The organism is Paenibacillus sp. HW567, from assembly GCF_000374185.1.
In the GTDB taxonomy this organism is placed as follows: domain Bacteria; phylum Bacillota; class Bacilli; order Paenibacillales; family Paenibacillaceae; genus Paenibacillus_AQ.
Map to the genome: position 1 here is coordinate 6,796,664 of NZ_KB910518.1, position 15,501 is coordinate 6,812,164.

At 46.5% G+C, this 15,501-nt stretch carries 9 protein-coding genes; 8 read left to right on the forward strand and 1 reads right to left on the reverse strand.

Annotation, left to right across the window (positions count from 1 at the left end):
- Nucleotides 1–75: 75 nt before the first annotated feature.
- The 5 genes from B212_RS32865 (at nucleotide 76) to galU (ending at nucleotide 8,040) form a co-directional block, all read left to right on the forward strand.
- Complete coding sequence (locus tag B212_RS32865) at nucleotides 76–1,236, forward strand: S1C family serine protease (RefSeq protein WP_036668646.1); 1,161 nt, start codon at nucleotides 76–78, stop codon at nucleotides 1,234–1,236.
- Complete coding sequence (locus tag B212_RS0130260) at nucleotides 1,211–3,169, forward strand: stalk domain-containing protein (protein WP_019915123.1); 1,959 nt, start codon at nucleotides 1,211–1,213, stop codon at nucleotides 3,167–3,169. The genes B212_RS32865 and B212_RS0130260 overlap by 26 nt, the downstream gene beginning before the upstream one ends.
- A gap of 161 nt (nucleotides 3,170–3,330) precedes the next feature.
- Nucleotides 3,331–4,041, forward strand: coding sequence for a hypothetical protein (locus B212_RS0130265; protein WP_442950105.1), 711 nt, complete (start codon nucleotides 3,331–3,333; stop codon nucleotides 4,039–4,041).
- A gap of 390 nt (nucleotides 4,042–4,431) precedes the next feature.
- On the forward strand, nucleotides 4,432–6,948 hold the full coding sequence (locus tag B212_RS0130270) for a DUF3656 domain-containing U32 family peptidase (protein WP_019915125.1): 2,517 nt from the start codon (nucleotides 4,432–4,434) through the stop codon (nucleotides 6,946–6,948).
- 204 nt (nucleotides 6,949–7,152) lie between these two features.
- A complete protein-coding gene (gene galU / locus B212_RS0130275) occupies nucleotides 7,153–8,040 on the forward strand; it encodes a UTP--glucose-1-phosphate uridylyltransferase GalU (RefSeq protein ID WP_019915126.1) in 888 nt (295 codons plus the stop codon).
- A gap of 153 nt (nucleotides 8,041–8,193) precedes the next feature.
- Here galU and B212_RS0130280 read toward each other — a convergent pair whose 3' ends face one another.
- A complete protein-coding gene (locus tag B212_RS0130280) occupies nucleotides 8,194–10,941 on the reverse strand; it encodes an O-antigen ligase family protein (RefSeq protein WP_019915127.1) in 2,748 nt (915 codons plus the stop codon).
- 218 nt (nucleotides 10,942–11,159) lie between these two features.
- Here B212_RS0130280 and B212_RS0130285 point away from each other — a divergent pair, with 218 nt between their 5' ends.
- From B212_RS0130285 to B212_RS0130295, 3 genes are read left to right on the forward strand one after another with little or no spacing between them, the layout of a single operon-like run.
- The gene (locus B212_RS0130285) at nucleotides 11,160–11,984 is read left to right on the forward strand and encodes an ABC transporter permease (RefSeq protein ID WP_028531125.1); all 825 of its coding nucleotides are present in this window, start codon (nucleotides 11,160–11,162) and stop codon (nucleotides 11,982–11,984) included.
- Nucleotides 11,974–13,266 carry an ABC transporter ATP-binding protein gene (locus B212_RS0130290; RefSeq protein WP_019915131.1) on the forward strand — a complete coding sequence of 431 codons (1,293 nt, stop codon included), beginning with the start codon at nucleotides 11,974–11,976 and terminating at the stop codon, nucleotides 13,264–13,266. The genes B212_RS0130285 and B212_RS0130290 overlap by 11 nt, the downstream gene beginning before the upstream one ends.
- Nucleotides 13,256–15,499 carry a methyltransferase domain-containing protein gene (locus tag B212_RS0130295; protein WP_019915132.1) on the forward strand — a complete coding sequence of 748 codons (2,244 nt, stop codon included), beginning with the start codon at nucleotides 13,256–13,258 and terminating at the stop codon, nucleotides 15,497–15,499. The genes B212_RS0130290 and B212_RS0130295 overlap by 11 nt, the downstream gene beginning before the upstream one ends.
- Nucleotides 15,500–15,501 lie beyond the last annotated feature (2 nt).

Here is a 15,501-nt window from a genome sequence, read left to right on the forward strand (position 1 = left end):
TCGGCGCACCTAAAGGAGTCTTTTTCATTAGGATATTATGGAGAGGGCCGGTGAAGGCGGATGAAGTGGGGGAGCATGTTTCGAAAGAGCCTTGGCTTGCTGCTGTGCGGAGTGCTGCTGTCGGGAGCGGCGGGCGGAACGAATTCTGCTCTGGCCGGGCCGTTCGCGGAAGGCAGCAAAAGTGCGGCGGCAGATATAACTAAGGACGGAGCAATTAGGCAAGTTGGACGTGCTGGAGCGGTTAGTCAAAAAAATGCAGCTACCACGGCTGACCCCGTACCGCAGATTATCAAAGAGGTCTCACCGTCTGTGGTGGGCATTATCGGCAAAAATACCGAAAGCCGCAACAGCGGACCGGATGACCGTTACAATCTGACCCACGGCTCCGGCATCATCGTCAAAGCGGACGGCTGGATCATAACCAATGCCCATGTCATGCAGGGATTACAGAATGCCGTTGTTGTGACAGCAGATGCAAAAACCTATAACATAACCGCCTCCTACCTCGATGAGGTTAGCGATCTGGCATTGATCAAGATCAACGCCAAGTCTCTGAAGCCCGCCAAATTCGCCGGGGTAAAATCCGCCATCCAGGTGGGCGAGAAGGTGATAGCCATTGGAACTCCGGTCTCTTTTTCGCTGCGGAATTCGGCAACGGTAGGGGTGGTCAGCGGAATTAACCGTACAGTAGAGTCATCTTACCGGCTGATTCAGAGTGATACGGCGATTAACCCCGGCAACAGCGGCGGGCCGCTGGTCAGCATGAAGGGGGAGGTGCTCGGTGTGAACAGCCTGAAATATGCTGCAGTCGGTGTGGAAAATATGGGCTTTTCTATTCCTATAGATACGGTGCAGTACATCATCGGTCAACTGTTCAAATACGGGGAAGTTAAGCGCCCTAGTCTGGGGCTGGAGCTGGAGGAGAGCTGGTCCGCCATTGTCGGGTTGCCGGCTCAGGACCCGTTAACTGTAACGAAGGTGGTGTCTCCAGAGGCCCAAAAGGCGGGCATCGCCGCTGGCGATGTTCTGTACGCAATTGACGGGCACCGTGTCGCTTCACTGGTGGATATTAACGAATGGTTCAAAAGCTACAAGCCGGGAACGGCAGTAAAGCTGCTGATGCAAAGCGGCGGGGATATCGTTAACCGCAAGCTGGTGCTCAGTCAAGGCGATCCCCTAATCGGCGGGGAGGAAGCGGGAGGCGATGAAGATGCTGGCGCACAAGCGGATGAATAACAGACTGCCAAGTGCAGAAGGATGCAAGTCAGGTGGTGTACCTGTATGGCGTGGACTTTGCACCTTACTGGCGGTGTTGTTGCTGCTGACAATACTGCCGGTCAAGGAAGTGCAGGCCGCGGACCAAAAGCTGCTGCAGCTCAGCCTCAAGGTCGGCAGTAACACTGCCATCGTTAATGGCGAGGAAATAACGATTCAAAAACCTTTTGTAGACAACGGGATGGTCCTGGTGCCGCTGGGTGTCTTCAAAAAGACCTTTGCCAGCACTGTCTCCCTGGAAGGGAATGATGTGGTTAAGGTGATGTACGGGCCGCATACCGGAGCAATGACTATCGGGAGCAATACGGCCTGGAAGGATGGAGTGAAAATCGTGCTTCCCGCTGCCCCGCGCATGGTTTCGGGAACGCTGATGGTGCCGCTGCGTTTTGTGGCCGGAGTTCTTGGAGCGCGGGTTCTGCCGGACAGCGGCGGCGGGCTGCTGCTGACGCTTGCGCCTTCAGTGAATCAAGAAGAGATGGGGGAGACTGGCGGTATCGACAGCGACGTCGGCAAGACGCGCATAGGCAACAGCTACTATCAATGGAGCCTGAACTACCCTGCTGGTCTCATTGCCGGCGACAATGGCGGCAACGAAAGTGTAGCCACCTTTACCAGCGCAGAAAATCTATATTATCTGGAGATTCATGCCTCGCTGCTGGAGACGGCGCCGGACGCCGAAGGGCTGCTGGATAGATTGGTCCGTGCGGCGGAAGAAGGCGGAGAAACGATACTGGACCGTGAGACCTTTGCAGATGCAGCAGTACCCTACGCGCGGATTGTGAGCAAGGATTCCAGCGGTGCTCTGTGGGAGGGCAGACAATATTATGCCGGCGGGAAATTATATGAGCTGTATTTGACTGACGACAAAGCGGCCAACTATAAGGACTTAAATAAATATGCCCTGCTGCTGAACTCCTTCAAGCCTTCATTCGATGTCAACGATAAAAGCATCCGTGATCTCTCTACCGTGGACAACGGCCTGCGCGTTGGCTACAACGATGATTATGGCATAACGCTGCAGGTCCCGGCCGATTGGAGCGTGGATGACCAGCATTTATATTATGAGAGCAAGCAAGGAAGTTATCTGCGTGTAAAAGTGTCATCGGCACCGGTAGGCTCGACGCTGGAGAGCTGGAGCAAAGAGCTGGATTCGCAGATACAGGACAGCTATGTGACGGATGCCTATGTGTTGCATGAGGATGTGCCGGCAAAAATCTCCGGTGAGCCAGTGTTGGTGAAGGAGACAGAGCTTAATTCCGGCAGCGGCTGGAGCACGGAGTACCAGGTTCTGCTGCAGAAGGCAGGCTACCGTTACTTCGTGGAGTATTTGGCCGCTCCGGGACAGGAGGAGGACAAGGCGGAATTCCAGACGATTTTGAAAGCCATAGATATTGATTTCACCACGATCAAGGAGAATTTCGGCCGTCTGGAGACGGAGGATTACGCGGCGCTCCGCAGCAAGACCGTAACCAAAAGCTCCAAAGCCTATGCTTACAGCGTCGATATTCCGCGGCTGTGGACACCTTATCAGGATGTTTTTGAAACCCAGACTGTGGAATACCGCTTCACCGGCGGGCGTTTCCTGATCAATGTAAATCCTGAGGGCTCCGTGGAGTACGCCGTGAATTTGCTGCAAAGCTACTACAAGAACAGCAAAAACGACCCCAAAGGCCCACGCGTAATCAGTGTGGAAGAATCCACCTTTGCCGGAGTTCCGGCCACCCTACTCACGGTGCAGCAGACCAAAAAAGGCATTCCCAGTCGGACACAGCAAATTATTTTTGCTAAAAACGATCTGGTCTACACCCTTACGGTTACACTGAACGACGCTAATGCGACCCCTGCACAGCAGGCTGCTGTGGAGCAAACTTTGAAATCTTTCCGGCTGTCTTAAAACCATTGCAGCCGCTCTCTGAGCAGCAGTATAATAGGGTCAGACGAAGAACGTCCAATTGCCATTTTTGGCAGCTTGGGCGTTCTTTTTTTTGCAAGTATAAGAAAGTATAGGTTTCACGCTATACTTATATTTCTCGCTGAAACGGATACCATCCTTCTATGAACGGCGCAGACGTTTCTACTTGGAAAGAGGTGAAGAGGATAGTGGTTGGAAGTTTTGAAATGGAACATGAAGCATTGGTAGAGCGCCATTTAAATGTACGAACAGGGGAGCGGAGGGGACGGTTGGCCAGAGGGCATCAATATGCTGAGAAGCTGCTGCTGCAAAATGTATGGTGGCCCTTATTCGGCAACCTGGATCATCTGCATCCAGAGTATGAAGTGTACGACTGGAACCGTAAATCGCAATTTCTAGACCTTGCTTTTCTTCCGCCTTATGGGAAATTCGGACTGGAATGTGACGGCTATCAGAGCCATGTTAAAGACATGGACAGAGAAAAGTTCAGTTACTCCTTGAACCGGGATACATTTCTGACAGGCATGGGATGGAGGATCGTTCATTTTTCATTCGATGATGTACAAAGGCGTCCAGAAGTTTGCCGCATGCTGCTGCAAATGGTCATCGGACCAACACTAATCAGAAACGCATCCGCACCTTCGATCTCCCCGCAGGAAAGAGAAGTGCTAAGAATGGCTTGGTGCACTGAGAAGGGGATCCGCCCTAAGGATATCATGATCAAGTATAATGTTAACTTTCGAACAGCCCGGAAATGGCTGCAAGGATTGGCCGAAAAAGGAATGCTGCGTCCGATACTGAAAAATGCGTATATTTGCTACTATGAGCCAGTTGAAGGCTTTCCACAGGTATGATCTCAGAGAGTTTTATGAAATAATGTAAGATTTACAACTTTTGGCGCTGAATTAGGCGGTCTTCAGTAGATTGTTGCACGAAATACAAATTATTGTCCCTTTATCCATGTTGAAGATAGATAGATGCTGCCTTTCATGCAACAATTCTCAATTTGCGGCCTGAGATCTGCGGGAATGCTGTATTCTATACAACACTCTTAAGGCCGTATAAGCTGAATATAAGGAATTTATAACAAGATACGATGAATGCTCGAGTATACTAGGACTTTGTTGCTTTTAAATCTATATAAATCCTGGTAAACCGATGGCGCGCAGGTGTGATCTTTGATACAATTAATAAGTTAAAAAGCTATAAATGATCTGCCTGCAAGGCGGTTTGGGAGGATATAAATGAACGAGCAAGGAATACGCAGAGAAGACGTGGAGCTGCTGGCTCCGGCGGGTGACTGGGACTGTATGCGTGCGGCGGTGGCGAATGGGGCGGACGCTGTCTTTTTTGGCGTAGAAAAGTTTAATGCACGGGCGAGAGCCAATAACTTCCGCATGGACGAGCTGCCGGAAATTATGGCGTTCCTGCACAGCTATGGCGTGAAAGGCTTTCTGACCTTTAATATACTGGTGTTTGAAAATGAGCTGGCAGAGGCCAAGGAGCTGATTGACGCCTGTGTCGATGCCGGGGTGGACGCGGTAATTGTGCAGGATCTTGGGCTGGTTAAGCTGATCCGCGAGATTACGCCGGATTTTCCGATTCATGGTTCCACGCAAATGACGATAACTTCACCGGAAGCGGTGGAGTTTACGAAGCCTTGGGGGCTGGAGCGCGTAGTGCTCGGCCGCGAGAATAATCTGAAGCAGATCCGCACGATTGGGGAGCAGGCCCGTCTGCCGATGGAAGTGTTTGTGCACGGTGCGCTGTGTGTCTCCTATTCAGGCCAATGCCTGACCTCGGAAATGTGGGGCGGCCGCTCCGCGAACCGCGGTGAATGCGCCCAAGCCTGCCGTCTGCCGTATGATCTGATGGTGGATGGGGAAGTCAAGCCGATGGGCGATGTGACCTATTTGCTGTCGCCCAAGGATCTCGCGGCGATTGATCTGATGCCGGAGCTGATCGAGGCGGGAGTCACCTCCTTCAAAATCGAAGGCCGTCTCAAAAGCCCCGAATATGTAGCGAATGTGGTCGGCAAATACCGTAAGGCGATTGACCGGTATTTTGACGGGAACTGGTCCAAGACCTCCAAGGAGGATTTACGCGAGCTGCAGCAGAGCTTCTCACGCGGCTTCACGCACGGCTTTCTGGAGGGAACGAACAATAAGAAGCTGGTTGACGGGACCTTTCCGAAAAGCCGGGGCGTCTACATGGGAACGGTCGAACAGATTCTCCGCGATGGCGTGGTCTGCCGTATCCATGCCCCGCTTAAGCGGGGGGACGGCATTGTGTTCGATGCGGGCGATCCGACCCAAAAAGAAGAAGGCGGACGCGTCTACGATCTGCGCCGCAAAGGCGTGAAGCTGGAAGGCGAAGCCGGAGAAGGCTGGATTATCGACATTGTGCCGGGCAGAAATGACGTTGACCTGCGCCGTCTGCATGTCGGCGACCGCATCTGGAAGACGAATGACCCTGCGCTTGACAAGACGCTGCGTCAGACCTACGAAACCGAGAAGCCGTACCGGGTATTCCCGGTGCAGGTCAAGGTGGAGGGCCGCGCAGGAGAGCCGCTGGCCACCTGGTGGACGGACGTGCAGAAGAACGTCACCGTCCGTGTGGATTCGGAGCTGCTGCTGGAGACCGCGCAGAAGCGTCCGATGGATGCCGCCCTGCTGGAAGAACAATTCGGCCGCCTGGGCGGGACCATGTTCCAGCTTGAGGCATTGGAGTCGCATCTGGAAGGCGACGTGATCGTGCCTATGCGCGAGCTGAACAGCATCCGCCGCCGCGCGGTGGAACTGCTTGCGGGCGAGCGCCCGAAACCTCCCGTATACGTGAAACGGGAGGTAGCGGTCTACGGCGGCGCTGCCCGCAGCGGCGCCGGCGTTCGCGGTGAAGCGGAGCTCACCGCGCTGTGCCGCAGCCTGCCGCAGGTGCAGGCTGCCCTCGAGGCCGGCGTAACCAGCATTTACGCCGACTTCGAGTTCATCAAGCAGTTCCCGGCAGCGGTGGACGCTGTACGGGCTGCTGGGGCCAGCATCGCGCTGGCCACGCCGCGCATTCATATGCCCGGCGAGAACGGCTACCACGCCAACATTCTGCGCTTGCAGCCGGATGCTGTCCTGGTGCGCAACACAGGCGCGCTTTATTACTACCTGAAGCGCCGCATGGAACAGCCGGATGCTGTGCATCCGCGCCTGATCGGCGATTTCTCGCTGAATATCGCCAATCACAGAGCGGTGGATCTGTTCCTGGAGGCAGGCTGCGATAGAATCACGCCTTCTTACGATCTGAACATCCAGCAGATGGTTGACCTCCTGGAACGCAGCGACACTTCGCGCATGGAGGTCGTGATTCATCAGCACTTGCCGATGTTCCATACAGAGCATTGTGTCTATTGTACCTTCATGAGCGAAGGCACAGACTACACCAACTGCGGACGTCCCTGCGAGGAGCAGCGCGCTTCCCTCCAGGACCGGATTGGCATGTCGCATCCTGTCCGCGTGGACGAAGGCTGCCGCAACACTGTCTACAATGCGGTTGAGCAGTCCGGCGCGGAATACCTGAACAATTTCCGCGAGCTGGGCGTTTCCTCATTCCGTGTCGAGTTTCTGGAAGAAACGCCAGAGCAGGTGGCAGAGGTCATCAGCCTCTACAGCCGTGCACTGCGCGGAGAAATTTCCGGCACACAGGTATGGAAAAGCCTGAAGGCCACCAACCAGCTTGGAGTAACGCGCGGACAATTGGTAAACGCCAAATAACCTAAAGAATCAATTCAGGGCCAGTGAGTCAGGAGAGTTTTGTTGATAGAGACAAACTCCCGGCACACTGGTCCTTTTTTTCCAGCATTCACTAGAGCCTCACTGCCAATAATCCCCCATAACTGCTATAATTAAAGTAATTATGTTATTTTCCTAATAGGTCTGAACAGGATTTGAAGAGAAAATTATAGAAGGAGTCATGTCATGAAGATCCGTAAGGCTATTATTCCCGCTGCCGGTCTCGGCACCCGCTTCCTGCCTGCGACCAAAGCAATGCCCAAAGAAATGCTGCCCATAGTAGATAAGCCAACGATCCAATATATTGTTGAAGAGGCTGTTGCTTCCGGCATTGAGGATATCATTATTGTAACCGGGAAAGGCAAACGTGCAATTGAAGACCATTTTGACAATTCGTTTGAGCTGGAGTTTAACTTGGCCGAGAAACAAAAATGGGGGCTTCTGGAATCTGTCCGTAAATCCTCTGAAATGGCCGACATACACTATATCCGTCAAAAGGAACCGAGAGGCCTCGGACATGCCATCTGGTGTGCCCGCAAATTCATCGGAAATGAGCCGTTTGCCGTCCTGCTGGGAGATGATATCGTCCAAGCAGACAAGCCCTGCCTTAAGCAGATGATTGAAGTCTATGAACAATACAAGTCTTCCATTGTCGGCGTTCAGCCGGTGCCCTGGGACGAGGTCTCACGGTATGGTCTGGTAGATGGCACGGAGCTGGCCGAGAGGGTCTACAAAGCCAACCGTCTGGTGGAAAAGCCGAAGAGAGAAGAGGCTCCGTCCAATCTCGCGATTCTGGGCCGCTATATTCTGACTCCGCGAATCTTCGACATGCTTGGCGAACAGCAGGTAGGTGTAGGCGGGGAAATTCAGCTTACGGATGCAATCGCTCGCTTAAGCGAAGTGGAGCGGATCATTGCTTACGATTTCGAAGGCAAACGTCATGACGTCGGCGAGAAAATGGGCTTCATCCAGACAACCATCCACTATGCGCTTCAGCATGAAGAACTTAAAGATGGCCTGCTAGACTACCTCAAAGAGGTAATCAGCAGCGAAGCACAGAAAGCGGCGAACTAATCCGCACACATATATCTCTTATATTCAAAAGAGCGCTCCGCTGAACTCAGTCAGCAGAGCGCTCTTTAATTATGCATATCAAAAGTACACGAAAAAACGGGTGTTGTCCTCAGTTAAGGACGACACCCGTTTGTGTTTATACTCCAAAATTGTCTAGTACTGCGTATTTACAATTTCGTCAATCTTCGCGGCTTCTGCAGCGTCTGCAGCAATCAGCTTGTCATAGATCGGTTGATCCTGATCAAGGTTAGCTTTCTTTAATGCTGCCAGGTACCAACGGGCAATCTCGCGGTTAGTGGCATCACTATAATTATCGCTCAGTCCAGCCTTCAAGGTCTCTGAGGCTGCCTGGATCTGACCCGCCATTAGCTGGATTTTGCCTGTATTCAGCACAATCGCCGGAGTGACAGCGAGCGACTGGCTTTTCAAGTCTCCAAGGACCTGATTATAAGCATTAAGGCCAGCATCCAGATACGCTGTTTTACCGTCAACATCCTGCTGTGTGAAAGCTTGCTGAGCCAGATCATAAGAGCGGGCAATGAATGAACTGTACCAATTCGTATCCCAAAGGTTGCCGCTGCTCAAGACATCCGCATAATTGTCGCCAAGTCCAAGCTTTAAGGTTGCCGCAGCTTCATCATTTTGTCCATTTAGTACCTGAAGTTTACCGGCATTCAGGGCAATGCTTGGCGTTACCGAGAACGGACGTCCTTGCAACTGCTCTTTAGGCAGGGTTTTCAGATGTTCTACACCGTCAGTCACATGCTTGTATGCATTCAGTCCTGTTGTCACGTATTCCTGAGTTTTGGTTTTGTCTTTCTGGGCATTCGCGGCGCTTGCCAAAGTCTGGGCACGTCTGATGAGCTCATCGTACCATTTAATATCCCAGTTGAACTTATCCGCATTATCCCGGTAGATGGCGAACGCGAGGTCGCTCTGACCCTTCAAATCATAATAAGCGGCTAATTGCTTTAATATATCCTTATTGTAAGGCTCGTCTTTTAGCGCACGAGATAATATACTGTAATCTTCGTTAAGGTATTGCTCATCTTTGGTCTGGCCGTACACCTGCTGATCCATAGAAGAGAGGTAGATGACGGCTTCCGGATGATACGGACGGTCCTTTAAGGTTGCAATCAAAGGTGCTTTAAGCTCCTCATAGGACTGGCTCACGCCCATGATTTGTTTGAACTTCATGGCCGAACTGCTGGAGCTGATGGCTGTGATCGACAGGAACAGCATGAAGACTGTGCCCACCGCCAGGATTCCAAGGTAACCGAAACGCATGCCTGTTTTATTCCAGTTGCGGCGCAGCGGCTTGCTGTCCATTGTAACGCCCATTCCGGCAAGACCGATAAAGACTAGAATCCCCATAAAGGCATAGCTAAGGTTAAAGTCCAGTAAGCTGTGGAGAAGAATTGATAATGCAATGATGTAGAAAAAGAATCCATTATGAAATTCATCTTTGTCACGTTTGAGATATCCACGCACATATTTATAGAAGATATAGCCAATAAAGCCCATGAACACAATGAATCCGACAATGCCGACTTCAATCAAATATTGCAGGAAGAAGTTGTGCACCTGACGGCTTGTATACGGGTTGTTCTGGTAGTGCTCATAGAGCGAAGCCCAGCCGCCGCCCCCGGCGCCAATAATCGGATAATCCTTAACGACCTTCATAGCATCCTTGTAGAAAGTGATCCGCTCCAGTACACTGTGCTGCTTGAAGTTGATGTTCTCCAGACGCGTTTCCATATTGGCAGGCAGAATGCTGCGCACACTTGTTCCGATCAGCAGAAAAGCAATAACGGCGACCAGCACTACGGACAGCATCGGAAGCCACATCCCCGAAAGCTTGCGGGATTCCCAGCCCCCGAGCTTGTTCTCCAGCCAAGGTGCCACAAAACGTTGAACTACCCAGCCGAGTCCGGCAACAACAGCGGAGGCTCCTATCAGATAAGCCCAGCCTTTAAATGCAGCGGCAGAAGTGAAGGCGGTGCTCAGCTCTGTGCCGATATTCGTCAGAGGGCTGGCAATGGCCAAGGAGGCAACTCCGGCAATACCAAGGTGGATGATCCAGAGAATCTGCTTAGTAGGCTTCAAGGATAACAGCAACAATATAAAAACCACGGGCAGCATGACAAGTCCGCCGCGGGACAAGGTTAGCAGCAGGGACACGATGATAGGCACGAGCATAAATCCGTGAGTCAGTGTACCGTACCATTTTTTAGAACGAACCAAAGCAAAAACGGCTACGAATAAAAATGCCATCAGAAAGGCTGCATATGTATTCGCATATTGGAAAACAGACGTAAGCCGCAGACCGTTCGAGTCTGTCATTACCGCATCCAAGTATTTACCGCCGCGCACTGTGCTCGAGAACCATCCCACCAGCGCAGCGGCAAATTTCGAGCCGCCCAGCCAGTTCACCAGTCCAAAGCCCACAATGAAATAAGCAATCGCCAGTACGGCATTTTGAATGACAACATTTAGTTGCTTTTGCTTCAAGAGATATAACGCTATAATGAATATTGCAATATACATACTCTGAACAAAGAGCATGTTCATCGCCATATAATGTGAAACCGCACCAAATAACGATAGCGCATATGTTATGGGCAGCAATATCGAAGCCACAGCCAGCAAGTCGCTCTGCTCCTCCAGCTTGAACTTCTTATAGAACAAGCCCATCCAGACTAGCAGCAGCAGGCCGCTGAGCAACGACGCTACGTAGATCGGCCTTTCAAAATCAATCTGCTGTCCATTAAACAATCCTACTTGAAACGGGGTCCACACCAAAAACATAATGAAAGCAACAACCAATGCCCACACCGGGCTGGATATCTTTTCAACATTTCTCGACTGAGCAGCATTTTTACCGTATACTGGTTTCGACACGTTATAATCTCCTTTTCCTGTAGGTACGTCAATATTTTAGCATATAGTACAATGACAGAGCTAGCTGGTTTATTATCTTAAGTAACAGCCTTTCAGATTAGATACGCATATAGCGTATAGCGGGATTTTGAGGTGATATAATATGTTTCAACAATAACTAACAATAAATTATTAATTCATTGGAGTTATAAAAATCAAAAAAAGATAAGGCGATGAAAATGAATTTTTATAAAAGGACACAGAACTACCTGGTAAGTCTATTTAAATCAAAAGATTTACTCTTTGAGTTTACAAAAAGAGATTTTCAACAAAGATATAAAGGGTCACTCCTTGGTGTAATATGGGCATTACTATCTCCTCTATTAATGTTGGGAGTGTATAGTTTTATTTTTGTTAGTGTATTTAAATCGAAATGGGGGAGCTCATCAATTCAGCAAGATGGAAAAATGCTCTACACTATGATGATTTTCGCAGGACTTGTCCCATTTCAAATTTTCTCTGAATCAGTTAACCGGTCTGTAAGTCTATTAGGTCAAAGTGCAAACTATATAAAAAAGGTTGTAATTCCGATTGAGATACTTCCTACTAGTATAGTTCTTTCCACTGTAATTAACAGTTTTTTTTCAGTTGGACTTTTAATACTGGGGAAATTACTTTTTTTAAATACGCCTAACTGGACTCTTATATTCGTTCCTTTGGTTTTAATTCCAATTATGCTTCTGTCACTTGGATTTGCTCTGATTGTTGCAGCGTTTGGTATATATATAAAAGACTTAGTTTATGTAGTAGGTCTCCTTGTGAATATTCTATTTTATATGTCACCAATATTTTATTCCGCTGATTCACTTCCAGCAAGGTTTAGGTTCTTAATTCATTTGAATCCCATTGCTCCAATAATTAATCACTTTAGAGATGTATTCATAAACGGGGAGTTATTTTCAATTTCGAGTTATATAACATCATTTTTTATTTCGTTTATTATTTTTATTCTTGGACTAACGATTTTCAATTATTTAAGGAAGGGATTTGCAGATGTCATTTGATGAAGTCGCAATAAAAGTGAGTAACGTATCTAAAGTGTACAAAATGTATAATACACCTGCTGATAGATTGAAGGATCTCTTTAATATTTCAAAAAAACAGAAAAGACATCAAGCATTTTCTGCACTTAATTCCATAACGTTTGAGGTTAAAAAAGGAGACACAGTAGGAATTGTAGGGAAAAATGGTTCAGGGAAGTCTACCTTATTGCAGATTATTGCTGGGACAGTAACTCCGACTACAGGGACAGTAGAGGTATTCGGGAAAGTTGTTGCACTTCTCGAGTTGGGCTCTGGTTTTAATCCTGAATTTACAGGTAGGGAGAATGTTTATTTGAATGCTACTATGTTTGGGATTAGCAGAGAAACTATAGAGGGAAAGTTCTCTGAAATAGAAAGTTTTGCAGATATTGGAGAGCATATTGACCAACCAGTTAAGACCTATTCTAGTGGTATGTTTGCTAGATTAGCTTTCTCTGTAGCTATTCATATGGAACCCGACATATTAATTATTGATGAGATTCTGGCGGTTGGAGATGCTGCATTTCAAGCAAAATGTGTTTCTAAAATGCGCCAACTAAAAGATAACGGGGTCAGCTTGCTGTTTGTTAGTCATTCTGTGGATGCAATAAAGTCGATGTGTCATTCGGCAATACTAATATCACATGGGAATTTAGTAGATGAAGGAACTTCGGAAAAGATTACGAATCATTATCTGGCCATGATTCGAGATGAAATGAATCAATACAACAGTAATGATTCATTTCAAAATAATGAAAGTACAGAAGAAGTTCCTAATATTCAATTAAATTCAGGGTTCAGATATGGTTCAGGACTTGTATCCTTTAGAGATGTATACATGGCCAATCAACTTGGAGAACCAACTAAAGCGTATGAATTTGGTGAGCAAGCCTCTTTGATATGTTCTTTGTACTCTAAAGAAAAAGTGCAAGATATCAATGTATCCTTTTTAATCAGGGACATCACAGGGATAGATTTATTTGGAACAACCATGTTTGATGAACATGTTATTTTAATTTCTTTAGAAAAACATGAAAAAAAAATAGTGAAATTTAATTTTCCTATATGGCTTAGACAAGGTAGTTATTCCGTATCGGTTGCTGTAAATAGTGTAACGGATCGTGACTATTCTGACGTTTTTTTATTTGAGCAAATTGATGGAGCTAGTTCTTTCGAGGTTATAAGGAAAATTGATCGGCCTGTTCATTATAAGGTTCATGTTCCAATTAGAATTGAAACAGAGGGTGGATTATATGAAGAATAACGTATTCGAAAATGAAGCATGGTGGCAAAATAATGGAATGGGATGGGCGGATGAGGTTGAGAAAAGACGTTCATTACAACCTCTATATGGAATTCAGGAAGTGGTTTTGACACATATTTTCTCTAAAATGCCTAAAGATACTAAAGTTTTAGAGTTCGGAGTAGGATTTGGAAGACATGTGGATTATTTGAGTGATATACCCAATATAGAAGTCTATGGGGTTGATCAAAGCCCTACAATGTTAGAGAGTTTAAAGAATCGACTCTCTCATAAGCAGGATTTAATAAAAAATATTACCCTAATTGAGCCGAGAACGAAGCTTCCTTACCCTGATAATTATTTTGATTTTGTTTATACAGTATCTGTACTTATTCATATTAATCCTGCTGATATAGAGGGAATATTATTGGAACTTATTCGAGTTGCCAAACATGGAGTTATTCATTTCGAAAATAACTTTACTGAAAGTTCAGAATTGAAGTTTATGGACCATAATGGATGTTGGCAGCACTCATTAGTCCATGATTACTCGAAATTGAATTTACTTTGTTCAGTATTAACAAAAGTGGCCTCTGAACAAGATATATACTATATAAAATTATCAGACAGTTGGAGTGTAGATGATATAGAGAATAAAGTGATGTTCTCACGCCTTCAATTAATGGATGATAAGATTCGACCAACTATAGCGAAATTTGAAGGTGAAATAGGTTGGAGGGGACTAGAGTTAAAGGAACGAATAGAGAAAGAATCCCAAATGCAAAGAGAATTGACTTTTTTAGAACAAGAATTATTAAGTGAAAAAAATGAGAATGATAAAAATAAGAAAAGGATAGATGAACAAACATCAGAAATTTATTTACTTAATGACGAAAAGAATAAACTTAGTAGTAAGTACTCCGAGTTAAACCAACTTTATCAGAGTCTCTCATTAAGTTTTAATTCTCAAACCGAGGAACTTGAAAGTAAATTTATGGAAGTAACACATTTAAACTCATATAAAGTCCTTTTAGAGTCTCGACTATACGAAATAGAGTCTTCGCTTGCATGGAGATCTATTACCAAGTTACGAAGTTTAGACCGTGTTTATAGACTTTCGAAGCCAGTTAGAAAGATGCTTAATATTATCCGCAAACATCGTATGAAATCTAAAAAACAATATGATAAGGCGAATAGCACTAATGAAGTGACCTGGCCTAGTAATAAGCAAAGCGAGAGAAGTAATAGCCGTTATAATTTTCTTGAGAATAAACTGGCACTGATTCCTGAAGGGACGAGTGTTGCCATTCATCAGCCCGAATGGTTAGGAGTCTCGCATTCTACTCAAGAACTATTTCCGTTTACGCTCCCCATTAAAGAGTTATTTGATGCAAATGAAATAATGGATATAGGGAATTTAATTAGTAAACGTAAACCAAAAGTGATTATTTTTAGTGGTTTTGCTATTGGTTATTATGATTTAGCGAAATACATTAAGAGTGTAGACTCTACCATACAAATAAAAATTTACTGGCATGGCAATACAACTCATATGTATGAAGACTACTCATGGAGTCGGTACCAAGAGATTATTCAACTCTGTAATGAAGGTATAGTAAGTGGTTGGGGATTTGCAAAGAAAAGTATGGCTGATCTGTATGAAGACAATGGATTTCCAAGTTTCTTTGTGAAGAATACTGTGAAAGATGAAAATTTCAATTTTCTGAAAAATAAAGAAATAATTCGTGGTGAAGATGTGAGAATTGGTATATATGCATCAGGAAATACTTGGAATAAAAATGCATATACTCAAATTGCAGCAGTAAGTCTAATTAAAAATGCGAGTATAAATGCCATTCCATATAATAATAGAATGAAGTCTTTTGCTCAGCAATTAAATGTGAAGATGGAGGGGGCTGACGTGGCAGTTCCTAGGGAGGAGCTTTTAGCTGCTCTGGCATCTAACGATATCAACTTTTATGTAACGTTTTCTGAATGTGCTCCTCTACTTCCATTGGAGAGTATGAACTTAGGCATTCCTTGTTTAACAGGGCCGAATCATCATTATTTTGAGGGTAGCCCTTTGAAAGATTATCTCATTGTTAATAGACCTGATGATCCAATTGAAATTGCTAAGAAAGCTGAGTACGCACTGAAAAATAAGAGGGAAATAATGGATTTGTATGGTGTGTGGAAAGCGGAGAATGATATTGAATCAGAGTCAAGTGTCCAAAGATTTCTTGAGGAGAAATAATA